This window comes from Streptococcus oralis (assembly GCF_023109155.1).
In the GTDB taxonomy this organism is placed as follows: domain Bacteria; phylum Bacillota; class Bacilli; order Lactobacillales; family Streptococcaceae; genus Streptococcus; species Streptococcus oralis_BZ.
The window spans coordinates 1-17675 of record NZ_JALDUA010000001.1 but is presented as its reverse complement, the minus strand read 5'-3'; the positions used below and the strand labels follow the sequence as shown (position 1 = coordinate 17675).

General features: G+C 36.3%; 16 protein-coding genes, 1 tRNA gene and 1 pseudogene. 16 read left to right on the top strand and 2 right to left on the bottom strand.

What is annotated here, in order from left to right:
- Positions 1-134: 134 nt before the first annotated feature.
- Positions 135-208, bottom strand: a tRNA-Arg gene (locus M1F63_RS00085).
- A 43-nt stretch (positions 209-251) separates the two neighbouring features.
- Positions 252-731 (bottom strand): 23S rRNA (pseudouridine(1915)-N(3))-methyltransferase RlmH, encoded by a 480-nt coding sequence (gene rlmH / locus M1F63_RS00080; protein WP_247940433.1) that lies wholly within the window; start codon positions 729-731, stop codon positions 252-254.
- A 185-nt stretch (positions 732-916) separates the two neighbouring features.
- On the opposite strand from rlmH, the gene htrA reads away from it, so the two are divergent.
- The 16 genes and pseudogenes from htrA to M1F63_RS00005 form a co-directional block, all read left to right on the top strand.
- The gene (gene htrA, locus M1F63_RS00075; RefSeq protein WP_084850107.1) at positions 917-2113 is read left to right on the top strand and encodes a serine protease HtrA; all 1197 of its coding nucleotides are present in this window, start codon (positions 917-919) and stop codon (positions 2111-2113) included.
- A gap of 57 nt (positions 2114-2170) precedes the next feature.
- Positions 2171-2929, top strand: coding sequence for a ParB/RepB/Spo0J family partition protein (locus M1F63_RS00070; protein ID WP_221160244.1), 759 nt, complete (start codon positions 2171-2173; stop codon positions 2927-2929).
- Positions 2930-3145: 216 nt separating this feature from the next.
- Entirely contained in the window at positions 3146-4507 is a 1362-nt protein-coding gene (gene dnaA / locus M1F63_RS00065) for a chromosomal replication initiator protein DnaA (protein WP_247940432.1), read from the top strand.
- A gap of 158 nt (positions 4508-4665) precedes the next feature.
- The gene (gene dnaN / locus M1F63_RS00060; RefSeq protein WP_049478004.1) at positions 4666-5802 is read left to right on the top strand and encodes a DNA polymerase III subunit beta; all 1137 of its coding nucleotides are present in this window, start codon (positions 4666-4668) and stop codon (positions 5800-5802) included.
- A gap of 64 nt (positions 5803-5866) precedes the next feature.
- A complete protein-coding gene (locus M1F63_RS00055; RefSeq protein ID WP_000285184.1) occupies positions 5867-6061 on the top strand; it encodes a DUF951 domain-containing protein in 195 nt (64 codons plus the stop codon).
- 85 nt (positions 6062-6146) lie between these two features.
- Positions 6147-7262, top strand: coding sequence for a redox-regulated ATPase YchF (gene ychF / locus M1F63_RS00050; RefSeq protein ID WP_001218703.1), 1116 nt, complete (start codon positions 6147-6149; stop codon positions 7260-7262).
- A gap of 73 nt (positions 7263-7335) precedes the next feature.
- Positions 7336-7905: an aminoacyl-tRNA hydrolase gene (gene pth / locus M1F63_RS00045; RefSeq protein ID WP_247940431.1), complete on the top strand. Its 570-nt coding sequence runs from the start codon at positions 7336-7338 to the stop codon at positions 7903-7905.
- Positions 7906-11409: a transcription-repair coupling factor gene (gene mfd / locus M1F63_RS00040; RefSeq protein WP_247940430.1), complete on the top strand. Its 3504-nt coding sequence runs from the start codon at positions 7906-7908 to the stop codon at positions 11407-11409. It begins immediately after the preceding gene.
- Between the two features lie 57 nt (positions 11410-11466).
- Positions 11467-11733, top strand: coding sequence for an RNA-binding S4 domain-containing protein (locus tag M1F63_RS00035; protein ID WP_045594454.1), 267 nt, complete (start codon positions 11467-11469; stop codon positions 11731-11733).
- Positions 11726-12094 carry a septum formation initiator family protein gene (locus M1F63_RS00030; protein WP_000041922.1) on the top strand — a complete coding sequence of 123 codons (369 nt, stop codon included), beginning with the start codon at positions 11726-11728 and terminating at the stop codon, positions 12092-12094. Before M1F63_RS00035 ends, M1F63_RS00030 begins: the two co-directional genes overlap by 8 nt.
- A 4-nt stretch (positions 12095-12098) precedes the next feature.
- The gene (locus tag M1F63_RS10145; protein WP_061586788.1) at positions 12099-12221 is read left to right on the top strand and encodes an SP_0009 family protein; all 123 of its coding nucleotides are present in this window, start codon (positions 12099-12101) and stop codon (positions 12219-12221) included.
- The gene (locus M1F63_RS00025) at positions 12214-13482 is read left to right on the top strand and encodes a serine hydrolase (protein WP_247940429.1); all 1269 of its coding nucleotides are present in this window, start codon (positions 12214-12216) and stop codon (positions 13480-13482) included. Before M1F63_RS10145 ends, M1F63_RS00025 begins: the two co-directional genes overlap by 8 nt.
- Positions 13479-14756, top strand: coding sequence for a tRNA lysidine(34) synthetase TilS (tilS, locus tag M1F63_RS00020; protein ID WP_247940428.1), 1278 nt, complete (start codon positions 13479-13481; stop codon positions 14754-14756). The genes M1F63_RS00025 and tilS overlap by 4 nt, the downstream gene beginning before the upstream one ends.
- 4 nt (positions 14757-14760) lie before the next feature.
- Positions 14761-15303 (top strand): hypoxanthine phosphoribosyltransferase, encoded by a 543-nt coding sequence (gene hpt, locus M1F63_RS00015; RefSeq protein ID WP_000889404.1) that lies wholly within the window; start codon positions 14761-14763, stop codon positions 15301-15303.
- A gap of 15 nt (positions 15304-15318) precedes the next feature.
- Positions 15319-17277, top strand: coding sequence for an ATP-dependent zinc metalloprotease FtsH (ftsH, locus tag M1F63_RS00010; RefSeq protein ID WP_180833642.1), 1959 nt, complete (start codon positions 15319-15321; stop codon positions 17275-17277).
- Between the two features lie 38 nt (positions 17278-17315).
- A pseudogene (locus M1F63_RS00005) lies at positions 17316-17576 on the top strand (23S rRNA (uracil(1939)-C(5))-methyltransferase RlmD); the annotation flags it as partial.
- Between the last annotated feature and the right edge of the window lie 99 nt (positions 17577-17675).

Here is a 17675-nt window from a genome sequence, read left to right as displayed (position 1 = left end):
AAGTTAACTTACACATCTATTATACAAAATGAAGACCATGTAAGAAAAAATTCTTCCCAACTGTACATTTTTGCACCTGAAACGCACTTTTTTAAGAAAAAAGCTGGGATTTACCCCAGCTTCGCATCTAAAATTGATCCCAGCAGGATTCGAACCTGCGACCGTTCGCTTAGAAGGCGAATGCTCTATCCAGCTGAGCTATGAGACCTAACATGACCATTCTATCAAAAAACAAGAGCTAAGTCAATCTTCTATTTGTGGTAAGGAGAACCCTGTTGAATTGTAAAAGCACGGTAAATTTGTTCAACTAAAACTAATCTCATTAACTGATGTGGTAATGTCAGACGTCCAAAACTGACAGAAAGATTGGCCCTATTTTTTACAACAGGAGCTAGACCCAAACTTCCTCCAATGATAAAAGTAAGCGTTGAGTAGCCTTTTATAGAAGCTTGCTCTAGTTGCTTACTCAATTCCTCTGAGGAGAGTGTTTTTCCTTCAATGGCTAGTACAACGACAAAGTCTCTTTCTCCAACCTTAGAAAGAATTCTTTCACCTTCTGTTTCCAAGATTTTTTGATTTTCTAATTCACTGGCTTTGTCAGGTGTCTTCTCATCAGTGAGCTCAATCATTTCTAATTTGGCGAAACGTGAAATTCGTTTGGTATATTCAGAAATACCATCTTTAAGGTATTTTTCTTTTAATTTTCCCACTGTTACAATTTTTATTTTCATTCTTCTATTCTATCATATCCACACTTCATTTCACATCTTATACACACAAAAATCATTCAAAATTACTAGTGAATTCACAGAATAAAACGAGTTATCCACAACTTGTGTAAAACTTTAAGCTTTTAAGTTTGGATTAAGTTAATAGGTTTATAATCTGAGTAAATAAATAACAAACGGAGGCGTTTATGAAACACTTACAAAAATTTTACAAAAAGGGAGTTAAAGTTCTTGTAATCATTCTAATAGGATTTTTAAGTGGTGCCTTAGGAAGTTTCGTAACATTACAACTTTATCAAAAACAAGGAAATCAAGCTACGAATAATAATTCTGGCACTGTCACTCAAACATCCTATAAGAATGAAAATTCAACCACTCAAGCAGTAAATAAAGTTAAGGATGCTGTTGTCTCAATCATTACTTATTCTTCTTCTAGCAGTAGACAAAGTAGTGTATTTAATGCTGACGAAACTAACTCTGATTCAGACAATCAACAAATCGCAAGTGAGGGATCAGGTGTTATCTATAAAAAGGATGATAAAGATGCCTATCTTGTAACTAATACTCACGTTATCAATGGAGCTTCAAAAGTTGATATTCGCTTGGCAGATGGTACTAAGGTTCCTGGTGAAATTGTCGGATCTGATACTTTCTCTGATATTGCTGTCGTTAAAATTTCTTCAGAAAAAGTTACAACAATAGCAGAATTTGGGGATTCAAGTCAACTTAGTGTTGGAGAAACAGCGATTGCTATCGGTAGTCCTCTAGGTTCAGAATATGCTAATACAGTTACACAGGGGATTATTTCAAGTCTTAATCGAAATGTTTCTCTAAAATCTGAAGATGGTCAAGCTATTTCAACAAAAGCCATTCAAACAGATACAGCCATTAACCCTGGTAACTCTGGTGGTCCACTTGTAAACATTCAAGGACAAGTAATTGGTATTACATCAAGTAAAATTGCAAGTAATGGTGGAACATCTGTAGAAGGTCTTGGTTTTGCAATTCCTTCAAACGATGCACAAAATATCATTAAACAGCTTGAAAGTGATGGTAAAGTTACTCGTCCAGCTCTTGGAATTCAAATGGTCAATCTATCAAATGTTGGAGCTAGTGATCTTAGAAAACTTAACATTCCAAGTGGCCTCACTTCAGGTGTAGTTGTTCGATCCGTTCAAAACAATATGCCAGCAAATGGACATCTTCAAAAATACGATGTCATTACCAAAGTTGACGACAAAGAGATTACCTCATCAACAGACCTACAACATGCTCTTTACAATCATGCTATCGGAGATACTATCAAAGTAACCTACTACCGTAACGGTAAGGAGGAAACAACCTCAATTAAACTAGATAAGAATTCTGGTGATTTAGAGTCTTAATTGACATCAGTGTAAAGAAAACTTTACAGAAAGTAAAAGATATGTTAGTGTAGAATCATGGAAAAATTTGAAATGATTTCTATCTCTGAAATACAAAAGAATCCTTACCAACCTCGGAAAGAATTTGATACAGATAAACTAAATGAATTAGCTCAGTCAATCAAAGAAAATGGGCTCATCCAACCAATCATCGTTCGTCAATCTCCTGTAATTGGTTATGAAATCCTTGCAGGAGAGAGACGATATCGGGCTTCTCTCTTGGCTGGTCTGACCTCTATTCCAGCCGTTGTAAAGCACCTCTCAGATCAGGAAATGATAATCCAGTCAATCATTGAGAATTTGCAGAGAGAAAATTTAAATCCTGTTGAAGAAGCACGCGCCTACGAATCTTTAGTAGAAAAAGGATTTACTCACACTGAGATAGCGGATAAAATGGGGAAATCTCGTCCTTATATCACTAATTTTATTCGTTTGCTTTCCCTACCAGAATATATCTTAACTGAAGTAGAAAATGGAAAAATTTCTCAAGCGCATGCACGTTCACTAGTTGGTTTGGACAAAGAGCAGCAAGACTATTTCTTCCAACTAATCAAAAATGAAGATATTTCTGTGAGAAAGTTAGAAGCACTTCTTACAGAGAAAAAACACAAGAAGCAAAAAAAAAGTGATTCTTTCATCAAAGACGAAGAAGATAAATTAAAAAAACTACTCGGTTTAAGTGTAGAAATTAAACTTTCAAAAAAAGATACTGGAAAGATTATTATCTCCTTTTCAAGTCAAGAAGAATACGATAGAATTATTAACAGCCTGAAATAAGGCTGTTCTTTTATTTTCTCAACCCACAAATTTATCCACCAATTTTTTTATCAAAAAGCCTACTAAATCAAGGATTCTCTTATTTATCCCCAACCTGTGGATAAATACTACTAACATTGTGGATTCTTTTCCTCAATCTGTGGAAAAATCCTATTATCTATGGTAAAATAAGTCTAGCACTAAACTACTAAAATCATAGTAAAGGAGGAAAATTAGTTGAAAGAAAAGCAATTTTGGAATCGTATTTTAGAATTTGCTCAAGAAAGATTGACACGATCTATGTATGATTTCTATGCTACACCTGCTGAACTCGTCAAAGTAGAAGAAAACACAGCTACTATATTTCTACCGAGATCAGAGATGGAAATGGTGTGGGAAAAGCAATTAAAAGATATTATTGTTGCTGCTGGTTTTGAAATTTATGATTCTGAAATCAAACCTCACTATATTTTCACTAAACCTCAGAGTACAGAATCTCCTCAAGTAAATGATACGAATAGTGTCTCTACTTACGATTACACACCTGCACTACCAACGATTCCCTATTCTGAAACAGGATTAAAAGAAAAATATACCTTTGATAACTTTATTCAAGGTGATGGGAATGTTTGGGCGGTATCTGCTGCACTAGCTGTATCTGAAGATTTAGCTCTGACCTATAATCCTCTTTTCATCTATGGAGGACCTGGTCTTGGAAAGACTCACTTGCTCAATGCGATTGGAAATGAGATTTTGAAAAATATTCCTGATGCGCGTGTCAAGTACATTCCTGCCGAAAGCTTTATCAATGACTTTCTTGAACACTTGCGACTTGGGGAAATGGAAAATTTCAAAAAGACTTACCGTAGCCTTGATCTCTTATTGATCGATGATATCCAATCTCTCAGTGGCAAAAAAGTCGCGACCCAGGAAGAATTTTTCAATACCTTCAATGCTCTTCATGATAAGCAGAAACAGATTGTCCTAACCAGTGATCGAAGTCCTAAACACCTAGAAGGACTTGAAGAGAGACTTGTTACACGCTTTAGCTGGGGATTGACGCAAAATATCACTCCTCCTGACTTTGAGACACGTATCGCCATTCTTCAAAGTAAAACAGAGCACTTGGATTACCATTTCCAAAGTGATACTCTAGAATACTTGGCTGGCCAATTTGATTCAAATGTTAGAGAATTGGAAGGAGCAATCAACGATATCACTTTAATTGCCAGAGTGAAGAAAATTAAGGATATTACTATTGATATTGCTGCGGAAGCTATTAGAGCACGTAAGCAAGACGCCCGCCAGATACTTGTTATTCCAATTGAGAAAATCCAAACTGAAGTTGGTAATTTTTATGGAGTGAGTGTCAAAGAAATGAAGGGGACGAGACGAGTTCAAAACATCGTTTTAGCGCGTCAAGTTGCTATGTATCTAGCTAGAGAATTGACAGATAACAGTCTTCCAAAAATCGGAAAAGAATTTGGCGGAAAGGATCACACCACCGTTATTCATGCCCATGCTAAAATCAAATCATTGATTGACGAAGACGATAATTTACGTTTAGAAATAGAAGCAATCAAAAAGAAAATTAAGTAGCTTGTGGATAAGTTTTCCTTTCTTATCTTTTTTATCCACATTTTTTAAACAAGCTTAGAATCTTAAGTTTACTAAATAGCACCCAGTTTTCCACAGAATTCACAGACTCTATTATTACTATTAACTTTCTAATACTAAAAATAAATAAAGGAGAATCCATGATTCATTTTTCAATTAATAAAAATTTATTTCTACAAGCCTTAAATACCACAAAACGAGCAATAAGCTCTAAAAATGCTATTCCAATTTTATCAACAATCAAAATTGACGTTACCAATGAAGGAATTACTTTAATTGGATCAAACGGTCAAATTTCTATTGAAAATTTCATTTCTCAAAAGAATGAAGATGCTGGTCTCTTGATCACTTCTCTGGGTTCGATTCTTCTAGAAGCTTCTTTCTTTATCAATGTTGTATCTAGTCTTCCAGATGTAACGCTTGATTTTAAAGAGATTGAACAAAAACAAATTGTCTTAACAAGTGGCAAATCAGAAATTACTCTAAAAGGAAAAGATAGCGAACAGTACCCACGAATCCAAGAAATTTCAGCTAGCACACCTTTGGTTCTTGAAACCAAACTACTCAAGAAAATTATCAATGAAACAGCATTTGCTGCAAGTACGCAAGAAAGTCGTCCAATTTTGACTGGTGTCCATTTTGTTTTGAGCCAACACAAGGAACTAAAAACAGTTGCGACAGACTCTCATCGCCTTAGCCAGAAGAAATTGACTCTTGAAAAAAATGGTGATGATTTCGATGTGGTGATTCCTAGCCGCTCTCTACGCGAATTTTCAGCGGTATTTACAGATGATATTGAAACTGTAGAGATTTTCTTTGCAAATAATCAAATCCTCTTTAGAAGCGAAAATATTAGCTTCTACACTCGTCTCCTAGAAGGTAATTATCCTGATACAGATCGCTTGATTCCAACAGACTTTAACACTACAATTACTTTTGATGTGGTTAATTTGCGTCAATCTATGGAGCGTGCACGTCTCTTATCAAGTGCGACTCAAAATGGTACTGTGAAGCTGGAAATTAAAGGTGGAGTTGTTAGCGCCCATGTTCACTCTCCAGAGGTTGGTAAAGTAAACGAAGAAATCGATACGGAGCAGGTGACCGGGGATGATTTAACTATTAGTTTTAACCCAACTTACTTGATTGATTCCCTCAAGGCTTTAAATAGCGAAAAGGTGACTATTAGCTTTATCTCATCAGTTCGTCCATTTACTCTTGTGCCAGCAGATACTGACGAAGATTTCATGCAACTTATCACACCAGTTCGAACAAATTAAGTGAAAGAGGTTGAGCCTGGCTCGCCTCTTTTATGATATAATCAAAAAAGAAAAGGAGAGTAGTATGTATCAAGTTGGAAATTTTGTTGAGATGAAAAAACCACACGCTTGTACCATCAAGTCAACAGGCAAAAAGGCTAATCGTTGGGAAATTACACGTGTAGGGGCAGATATCAAAATAAAGTGTAGCAATTGTGACCACCTTGTCATGATGAGTCGCTATGATTTTGAACGAAAAATGAATAAGATTATTGACTAAGAACCCTTAGTTTAGAGGGTTAGCAAGTTTTCCCTTTTTGTGTTATAATGTTAGGGATTGAAATGAGAACGGAGAATGAGAAACTATGGCTTTAACAGCAGGTATCGTTGGTTTGCCAAATGTTGGTAAATCAACCCTTTTTAATGCAATTACAAAAGCAGGAGCAGAGGCGGCAAACTACCCATTTGCGACTATTGATCCAAACGTTGGGATGGTGGAAGTTCCAGATGAACGTCTACAAAAACTAACGGAAATGATTACCCCTAAAAAGACAGTCCCAACAACCTTTGAATTTACAGATATTGCAGGGATTGTAAAAGGAGCATCAAAAGGAGAAGGTCTAGGTAATAAATTCTTGGCCAATATCCGTGAGGTAGATGCGATTGTTCACGTAGTTCGTGCTTTTGATGATGAAAATGTGATGCGCGAACAAGGACGTGAAGACGCCTTTGTGGATCCACTTGCAGATATTGATACCATTAACCTGGAGTTGATTCTTGCTGACTTAGAATCAGTTAATAAACGCTATGCGCGTGTAGAAAAGATGGCACGTACGCAAAAAGATAAAGAATCAGTAGCAGAGTTTAACGTTCTTCAAAAGATTAAACCAGTCCTTGAAGATGGAAAATCAGCTCGTACCATTGAATTCACAGATGAGGAACAAAAGGTTGTCAAAGGTCTCTTCCTTTTGACCACTAAACCAGTTCTTTATGTTGCTAATGTGGATGAGGATGTAGTTTCAGATCCAGATTCTATCGAATATGTGAAGCAAATTCGTGAATTCGCAGCGACAGAAAATGCAGAGGTAGTAGTTATTTCTGCGCGTGCTGAGGAAGAAATTTCTGAGTTAGATGATGAAGATAAGCAAGAGTTTCTTGAAGCACTTGGCTTGACAGAATCAGGTGTTGACAAGTTGACTCGTGCAGCCTATCACTTGCTTGGGCTTGGAACTTACTTCACAGCTGGTGAAAAAGAAGTCCGTGCTTGGACCTTTAAGCGAGGGATGAAAGCTCCTCAAGTAGCTGGTATTATCCACTCAGACTTTGAAAAAGGCTTTATTCGTGCAGTAACAATGTCATATGAGGATCTAGTGAAATATGGATCTGAAAAGGCTGTAAAAGAAGCTGGGCGTTTGCGTGAAGAAGGAAAAGAATATATCGTTCAAGATGGCGATATCATGGAATTCCGCTTTAACGTTTAATAATATTTAATAAATAGTGTCAATTAGGTTGGAAAAAAATTCCAACCCTTTTGGCTTTTGAAAGGAAAAATAAATGACCAAATTACTTGTAGGATTGGGAAATCCAGGGGATAAATATTTTGAAACCAAGCACAACGTTGGATTTATGTTGATTGACCAACTAGCTAAAAAACAAAATGTCACCTTTACACATGACAAGATATTTCAAGCTGACCTAGCATCTTTTTTCCTCAATGGAGAAAAAATTTATCTCGTCAAACCAACAACATTTATGAATGAAAGTGGAAAAGCGGTTCATGCTTTATTGACTTACTATGGTTTGGATATTGAAGATTTACTCGTTATTTACGACGATCTTGACATGGAAGTTGGGAAAATTCGTTTAAGAGCAAAGGGGTCAGCTGGTGGTCATAATGGTATTAAGTCTATTATTCAACATATAGGTACTCAGGTATTTAACCGTGTTAAAATAGGTATTGGAAGACCTAAAAAAGGCATGTCAGTTGTTCATCATGTTTTAAGTAAGTTTGATCAGGATGACTATGTGGGTATTTTACAGTCTATTGAAAAGGTTGACGATGCTGTAAACTACTATTTACAAGAGAAAAACTTTGAGAAAACAATGCAGAGGTATAACGGTTAAATGATGACTTTATTAGATTTATTCTCAGAAAATGATCAGATAAAAAAATGGCATCAAAATCTGATAGATAAGAAAAGACAACTAATACTTGGTTTATCAACGTCTACCAAGGCTCTTGCAATTGCAAGCAGTCTAGAAAAAGAAAATAAGGTTGTGTTACTGACTTCAACTTATGGAGAAGCAGAACGAATTATCAGTGATCTTCTTTCTCTCTTAGGAGAGGAACTTGTCTATCCATTTTTGGTTGATGACTCTCCTATGGTAGAGTTTTTGATGTCTTCGCAAGAAAAAATCATTTCGCGGGTTGAGGCCTTGCGTTTTTTGAGTGATCCGTCTAAGAAAGGGATTTTAGTTTGTAATATCGCAGCGAGTCGGTTAATTTTACCCTCTCCGACTAGATTTAAAGAAAGTACTATAAAAATTGCGGTTGGCGAAGAATATGACCAACATGAGCTACTTCACTGGTTAAAGGAAATTGGATATCGAAAAGTTACTCAAGTACAGACACAAGGTGAGTTTAGTATTCGAGGAGACATTTTAGATATTTTTGAGATGTCTCAGTTAGAACCTTTCCGAATCGAGTTTTTTGGCGATGAAGTAGATGGTATTCGTACTTTTGAAGTCGAAACACAATTATCGAAAGAAAATCAGACAAACCTCACTATCTTTCCAGCTAGCGATATACTTTTTAGAGAAAAAGATTATCAACGAGGACAGTCAGCTTTAGAAAAGCAAATTTCAAAGACTCTATCACCAATTTTAAAATCATATTTGGAAGAGATTTTGTCAAGTTTTCATCAAAAACAAGTACATTCAGATAGTCGAAAGTTTTTGTCCTTATGTTACGATAAAACATGGACTGTATTTGATTATATTAAAAAAGATACACCAGTATTCTTTGATGACTATCAAAAATTGATGAATCAGTATGAAGCCTTTGAAAGAGAATTAGCACAATACTTTACAGAAGATTTACAGAATGGTAAATCATTTTCTGGGATGCAGTATTTTGCAAATACAGAGCAAACCTATAAAAAACAAAGTCCAGTTACCTTTTTCTCCAATCTGCAAAAGGGCTTAGGAAACCTCAAGTTTGATCACATTTATCAATTTAATCAATACCCCATGCAAGAATTCTTCAATCAGTTTTCTTTTCTTAAAGAAGAAATTGAGCGATATAAAAAAATGAACTATACCATTATTCTGCAGTCTAGCAATTCAATGGGAAGTAAAACATTGGAGGATGTTTTAGAGGAATACCAGATTAAATTGGATTCCAGAGATAAGTCAAGTATCTGTAAAGAATCTGTAAACTTGATTGAGGGTAATCTAAGACATGGTTTTCATTTTGTGGATGAGAAAATTCTCTTGATTACTGAACATGAGATTTTTCAAAAGAAATTAAAACGTCGTTTTAGAAGACAACATACTTCAAATGCAGAGCGATTAAAAGATTATAATGAACTTGAAAAAGGGGACTACGTTGTTCACCATATCCATGGAATTGGTCAATATTTAGGAATCGAAACAATTGAAATCCAAGGTATTCACCGTGATTATGTCAGTGTACAGTATCAAAATGGTGACCAAATCTCCATCCCAGTAGAGCAGATTCAGTTACTGTCTAAATATGTTTCAAGTGATGGGAAACCTCCTAAACTCAATAAATTAAATGACGGTCATTTTAAAAAGGCTAAGCAAAAAGTTAAGAACCAGGTAGAGGATATAGCTGACGATTTAATCAAACTCTATTCTGAGCGTAGTCAGTTGAAGGGTTTTGCGTTCTCAGCTGATGATGAAGATCAACATGTTTTTGATGATGCCTTCCCTTATGTTGAAACGGATGATCAACTTCGTAGTATTGAGGAAATCAAGAGAGATATGCAGGATTCTCATCCCATGGATCGACTTTTAGTTGGGGATGTTGGTTTTGGGAAGACTGAGGTTGCAATGCGTGCTGCTTTTAAGGCAGTCAATGATCACAAACAAGTGGTCGTTCTAGTTCCAACGACGGTTTTAGCACAACAACACTATACGAATTTTAAGGAACGATTCCAAAATTTTGCTGTTAATATTGATGTGTTGAGTCGCTTTAGAAGTAAAAAAGAGCAGGCAGAAACACTTGAAAAACTAAAGAATGGTCAAGTCGATATTTTGATTGGAACGCATCGTGTTTTGTCAAAAGATGTTGTGTTTTCAGATTTGGGATTGATGATTATTGATGAAGAACAACGATTCGGTGTTAAGCATAAGGAAACTTTGAAAGAACTAAAAAAACAAGTAGATGTTCTAACCTTGACAGCAACGCCAATCCCTCGTACCCTTCATATGTCTATGCTAGGAATTCGAGATTTGTCTGTTATTGAAACTCCTCCAACCAATCGCTATCCTGTTCAAACCTATGTATTAGAGAAGAATGATAGTGTCATTCGTGATGCTGTCTTGCGTGAAATGGAGCGTGGAGGTCAAGTTTACTATCTTTACAACAAAGTTGACACGATTGACCAGAAGGTTTCAGAATTACAGGAGTTGATTCCAGAGGCTTCGATTGGGTATGTTCATGGACAAATGAGTGAAATTCAGTTGGAAAATACTCTACTTGATTTCATTGAAGGTCAGTATGATATTTTGGTGACGACTACTATTATTGAGACAGGGGTAGATATTCCAAATGCCAATACCTTATTTATTGAAAATGCAGACCATATGGGTTTGTCAACCTTGTATCAATTAAGAGGAAGAGTCGGTCGTAGTAATCGTATTGCTTATGCCTATCTCATGTATCGTCCAGAAAAATCAATCAGTGAAGTCTCTGAAAAGAGATTAGAAGCGATTAAGGGATTTACAGAATTAGGCTCAGGATTTAAGATTGCGATGCGAGATCTTTCGATTCGTGGAGCAGGAAATCTCCTAGGAAAATCGCAGTCTGGTTTCATTGATTCTGTTGGTTTTGAATTGTATTCACAGTTATTAGAGGAAGCTATTGCTAAACGGAACGGTAATGGGAATAAAAGAATCAAAGGAAATGCTGAGTTGATTTTACAAATTGATGCTTATCTTCCTGATACTTATATTTCTGACCAACGACATAAGATTGAAATTTACAAGAAAATTCGTCAAATTGACAATCGTGTCAACTATGAAGAACTACAAGAAGAGTTGATGGACCGCTTTGGAGAATACCCAGACGTAGTGGCCTATCTTTTAGAGATTGGTTTGGTCAAGTCATATTTTGACAAGTTATTTGTAGAACGTGTGGAAAGAAAAGAAAATAAGATTACAGTTCAATTTGAAAAAGTCACTCAACGACTATTCTTGGCTCAAGATTATTTTAAAGCTTTATCCGCAACGAACTTAAAAGCAGCCATAGCTGAGAATAAGGGATTAATGGAAGTTGTATTCGATGTCCGAAACAAGAAGGATTATGAAATTTTAGAAGGTTTGCTGATTTTTGGAGAAAGTTTATTAGGGATAAAAGAATCAAAGGAAGCAAATCCCATTTAACATTTTTCTTCTATAAAAAGAATAAAAATGGTACAATAATAATTTGAGGTAATAAAAATGAGATTAGACAAGTATTTAAAAGTATCACGAATTATTAAGCGCCGCACAGTCGCAAAAGAAGTAGCAGATAAAGGTAGAATCAAGGTGAATGGAATCTTGGCCAAAAGTTCAACGGATTTGAAAGTTGATGACCAAGTTGAAATTCGCTTTGGAAATAAGTTGTTGCTTGTTAAAGTAATAGAGATGAAAGATAGTACAAAAAAAGAAGACGCAGCAGGCATGTATGAAATTCTCAGTGAAACACGGGTAGAAGAAAATGTCTAAAAATATTGTACAGATGAATAATTCTTTTATTCAAAATGAACATCAACGTCGTCGTTACCTGATGAAGGAGAGACAAAAACGAAATCGTTTTATGGGTTGGGTCCTTATTTTGATGATTTTGTTGTTTATTTTACCAACTTATAACTTGGCTCAAAGCTATGATCAGTTACTACAACGCCGTCAGCAATTGACAGAGTTGAAAGAGCAGTACCAAACTCTTAGTGACGAAAAGGATAAGGAATCTGCTTTTGCTGCAAAGTTGAAAGATGAAGACTATGTAGCAAAATATGCACGCGCCAAGTACTATTACTCAAAGAAACGAGAAGCAATTTACACAATTCCTGATTTGCTTCCGAGGTAATGTCATGGAAAATTTATTGGAAGTTGTTGAGCAATTTTTAAGTTTATCAGATGAAAAATTAGAGGAATTGGAAGCTAAAAACCATTTATTACGATTACAAGAAGAAAGGGAAGAGAAGAATGCGTAAGTTCTTAGTAGTTTTATTGCTACCTGCTTTTATCATAACCTCAAGAGTAGTTAGCACAGAAAAACAGCTTCCTTACTCTTCACAAGAAATTTATTATCTAACCGAGTCTGATTATGGATTCTACTATAAAGAAACTCTGGAATCCCCAATGGTATATGGAGAAACAGCTGTCTATGCTAATGAGGATCTTGTCAAGGAGTCTGGTAAATTGACTCCTGGAACCACCTTTAAAATAGTAGAATGGCGTTTGAATAGACAAGGTGTTCCTGTTTTTAAATTAGATAATCATCAGTTTATCCTTGCAGATAAGCGGTTGGTCTATGATCAAAGTCAAGTTCAAACTCAAAATAGACAAGTATGGTTGGAGCAGGGGTTTGTTATCTATAACAGCCCTTATGACACTAAAGAAATTTCTTCATTCCTCTCTCCCTATCAACGCGTAACAGTGGATAGAACCCTCTTTGCTGAGGGACAAGAATTTCTTCATATTGATCAAATTGGGTGGGTATCAAAAGAGTTCGTCTCGGAAGAAGACAATCGCATCCAGAAGGTTCAAGAAGTTTTATCAAACAACTATCAGAACGAAAATTATTCTATTTATGTTAAACAACTGAGTACAGGTAAAGAGGCTGGGGTGAATGAAGACAGCAAATTTTATGCAGCTAGCATCTTGAAACTAGCCTATCTTTATTATGCTCAAGATAAGATAAATCAAGGAGAGTATACGTTAGACAGTAGCTTCAAGTATGTCCCGGAAGTAAATAGTTTCCCTGGGTCCTATAAACCAGAAGGTAGTGGTAGCTTACCTAAAAAAGAAGATAACAAAGAATACAGTCTTCAACAGTTAATTACCAAGGTAACAAAAGAGTCTGATAATGTTGCTCATAATATTTTAGGTTATTACGTGACCAATCAATCTGACGGGGCTTTCAAAGAAAAAATGTCCACCATTATGGGCGAAGATTGGGATGTGAATGATAAACTAACTTCTTCAAAAATGGCTGGAAAGGTCATGGAAGCTATTTATAATCAGAATGGTTTTGTCTTAGAGTCTCTAGGTAAGACTGATTTTGACAACCAAAGAATCGCAAAAGGTGTTTCGGTTAAGGTAGCTCATAAAATTGGAGATGCCGATGAGTTTAAACATGACACTGCCATTGTCTATACGGATTCTCCTTTCGTTCTTTCCATTTTCACCAAAAATTCTGACTATGACACCATTGCTAAGATAGCCAAGGATGTCTATGAGGTTCTAAAATGAGGGACCAGGATTTTTTAAATCATTTTCTCCGAAAAGAGTATTTCAAAAAACATTCGAAAGTCATGTTAGCTTTGTCTGGCGGACTGGATTCAATGTTTTTATTCCAGCTATTGTCTACTTATCAAAATGAGTTGGGAATTGAGTTGATTTTAGCACATGTCAATCACAAGCAGAGAAGGGAATCTGATTGGGAGGAAAATGAACTAAGGAAGTTAGCTGATGCAGCTGAACTTCCTATTTATATCACAAGCTTTTCAGGAGACTTTTCAGAAGCGCGTGCTCGAGAGTTTCGTTATGATTTTTTTAGGAAAATTATGAAAGAGGTTGGAGCGACTGCCTTGGTTACTGCCCACCATGCAGATGATCAAGTTGAAACGATTTTGATGCGCTTGATTCGAGGAAGTCGGCTACGTCATTTAACAGGAATAAAAGAAAGTCAAGTAGTTGATGATATTGAAATCCTCCGTCCCTTGTTGTCTTTTCATAAAAAGGATTTTTCACCAATTTTTCATTTCGAAGATCAAACAAATCAGGAAAATACTTATTTTCGCAATCGCATTCGGAATAGGTATTTACCAGAACTTGAAAAAGAAAATCCTCGTCTTAAATCCGCCCTTTTAGATTTAGGAAGGGAAATTTCAGATTACCAAGCAACAATAACGGAGCTTTCGAAACAAATTGATGTGGAAGATTTGAATGAGCTATTTTCATACTCTCAAAAAACTCAAGGAATCTTGCTCCAGAACTATCTTAATCAATTTCCAGACTTAAATCTGACAAAGGCTCAGTTTGCTGAAGTTCGACAGATTTTAACAACGAAAAGCCAGTATCGTCATTCTCTTAAAAATGGCTATGAATTGATAAAAGAGTATCAGAATTTTCGAGTTTGCAAAATCAGTCCACAGGCCGATGAAAAGGAAGATGAACTTGTGTTACACTATCAAAATCAAGTTCAATATATGGGCTATTTATTTTCCTTTGGCATTCCTATTGAAGGGGATTTTGTTCAAAAAGTAACGGTTTCACGGGAAACATCTGTACATATTAGATGTCGAAAACCTGGCGACGTTATTATCCTAAATGGTCATCGAAAGAAATTGAGACGCTTATTTATAGATTTGAAAATCCCTATTGAAAAACGAAAAACAACCCCTATTATTGAGCAATTTAGAGAAATTATCTCAATTTTAGGAATTGCGACCAGTGATTTGAGTAAAAACACGAAAAATGATATAATGAACACTGTAATTTATATAGAAAAAATAGATAGGTAAAAAGATGTTAGAACACGATATTAAAAAAATCCTCGTTTCACATGATGAAATTACAGAAGCAGCTAAAAAGCTAGGTGCGCAACTAACAAAAGAATATGAGGGGAAAAATCCAATTCTTATTGGAATTCTAAAAGGATCAATTCCTTTTATGGCTGAATTGGTTAAGCATATTGATACGCATATCGAGATGGACTTCATGATGGTATCTAGCTACCATGGTGGAACAGCAAGTAGTGGTGTCATCAATATCAAGCAAGACGTGACTCAAGATATCAAAGGAAGACATGTTTTATTTGTAGAGGATATCATCGATACAGGTCAAACTTTGAAGAGTTTGAGAGATATGTTTATTGCAAGAGAAGCAGCTTCTGTTAAAATCGCGACTTTGTTGGACAAACCAGAGGGACGTGTTGTTGAAATTGAAGCGGATTATACTTGCTTTACTATTCCAAATGAGTTTGTAGTAGGTTATGGTTTGGACTATAAAGAAAATTATCGTAACCTTCCTTATGTCGGAGTATTGAAAGAAGAAGTTTATTCAAATTAGAAAGATTTATCTTTAATGAAAAAACAAAATAATGGTTTAGTTAGAAATCCATTTCTATACTTGTTAATTATCTTCTTCCTAGTGACAGGATTCCAGTATTTTTACTCTGGAAATACTGCTGGGCGAAGCGAAAAAATTAACTATACAGAATTGGTAAAAGAAATTACAGCAGACAATGTAAAAGAATTAACCTATCAGCCAAATGGCAGCATCATTGAAGTGTCTGGTGTTTATAAAAATCCTAAGACTAGTAAAGAAGAAACAGGAATTCAATTTTTCACTCCTACAGCTACAACAGTAGAAAGATTCTCAAGTACTATTCTTCCGTCTGATTCAACAGTTTCAGAATTGCAAAAACTTGCTTCTGAACATCAGGCAGAAGTAACAGTCAAACATGAGAGTTCAAGCGGTATGTGGATCAATATCCTTGTCTCTGTTGTGCCATTTGCTATTCTTTTCTTCTTCCTATTCTCTATGATGGGAAATATGGGAGGAAATAGTGGCCGAAATCCAATGAGTTTTGGACGTAGCAAGGCCAAAGCTGCAAACAAAGAAGATATCAAGGTACGATTCTCAGATGTTGCAGGTGCCGAGGAAGAAAAACAAGAATTAGTAGAAGTTGTTGAATTCTTAAAAGATCCAAAAAGATTTACCAAACTTGGCGCGCGTATTCCTGCGGGTGTTCTTTTGGAGGGGCCTCCGGGAACAGGTAAGACATTACTTGCTAAGGCAGTTGCTGGGGAAGCAGGTGTTCCATTCTTTAGCATCTCAGGATCTGACTTTGTAGAAATGTTTGTCGGAGTTGGTGCAAGTCGTGTTCGTTCTCTTTTTGAGGATGCTAAAAAAGCTGCACCAGCCATTATCTTTATCGATGAAATTGATGCTGTTGGTCGCCAACGTGGTGTCGGCCTCGGTGGAGGAAATGATGAACGTGAGCAAACCTTGAACCAGCTCTTAATTGAAATGGATGGTTTTGAGGGTAATGAAGGAATTATCGTTATCGCTGCGACAAACCGTTCAGATGTTCTTGATCCAGCTCTTCTCCGCCCAGGACGTTTTGATAGAAAAGTCTTGGTTGGTCGCCCTGATGTTAAAGGTCGTGAAGCAATCTTGAAAGTTCACGCTAAAAACAAACCTCTAGCAGAAGATGTTGATTTGAAATTAGTTGCCCAACAAACTCCAGGTTTTGTGGGAGCTGACTTGGAAAATGTTCTAAATGAGGCAGCCTTGGTTGCAGCCCGTCGCAACAAGTCAGTTATTGATGCTTCAGATATTGATGAGGCAGAGGACAGAGTGATTGCTGGACCGTCTAAGAAAGATAAAACAGTATCACAAAGAGAACGTGAATTGGTTGCTTATCATGAGGCTGGACATACCATTGTTGGTTTAGTCTTGTCAAATGCCCGTGTTGTTCATAAAGTTACCATTGTACCACGTGGACGTGCAGGTGGTTACATGATTGCACTTCCGAAAGAGGATCAAATGCTTCTATCTAAAGAAGATATGAAAGAACAATTAGCAGGTTTGATGGGTGGTCGTGTAGCTGAAGAGATTATCTTTAATGTCCAAACGACAGGAGCTTCAAATGACTTTGAACAAGCTACACAGATGGCGCGTGCAATGGTCACTGAATACGGTATGAGTGAAAAACTTGGCCCAGTTCAATACGAAGGTAATCATGCTATGTTTGGTGCACAAAGTCCTCAAAAATCAATTTCAGAACAAACAGCCTATGAGATTGATGAGGAAGTTCGTTCATTATTAAATGAGGCACGAAACAAAGCTGCTGAGATCATTCAGTCAAATCGTGAAACTCATAAGTTGATTGCAGAAGCATTGTTGAAATACGAAACATTAGATAGTACACAGATTAAATCTCTTTACGAAACAGGAAAAATGCCTGAGACAGTAGAAGAGGACTCCCATGCACTATCTTATGATGAAGTAAAATCAAAAATGAGTGAAGAAAAATAAATTTAGAGAGGTTCAACCTCTCTTTTATGCTCTAATGTGATGACTACCGAGCGGATGCCTTGATAGTTGACCCTCCTCGTACAGGTTTAGATGATAAGCTACTGGATACCATTCTGACCTATGCTCCAGACAAGATGGTCTATGTATCCTGCAATGTTTCGACCTTGGCACGAGATTTGGTTAAGCTGGTAAAAGTTTATGACCTCCAGTATATCCAGTCGGTTGATATGTTTCCCCACACTGCACGGACAGAAGCAGTAGTTAAGTTAGTGAAGAAAAGAAAAAATCAACTTCACTGAAAAAAGTCCTTGACAAAGGTAAAAAAGTAGGTATAATAGAAAGAGTTGAAAAGCTCAAGGTCCGTTGGTCAAGGGGTTAAGACACCGCCTTTTCACGGC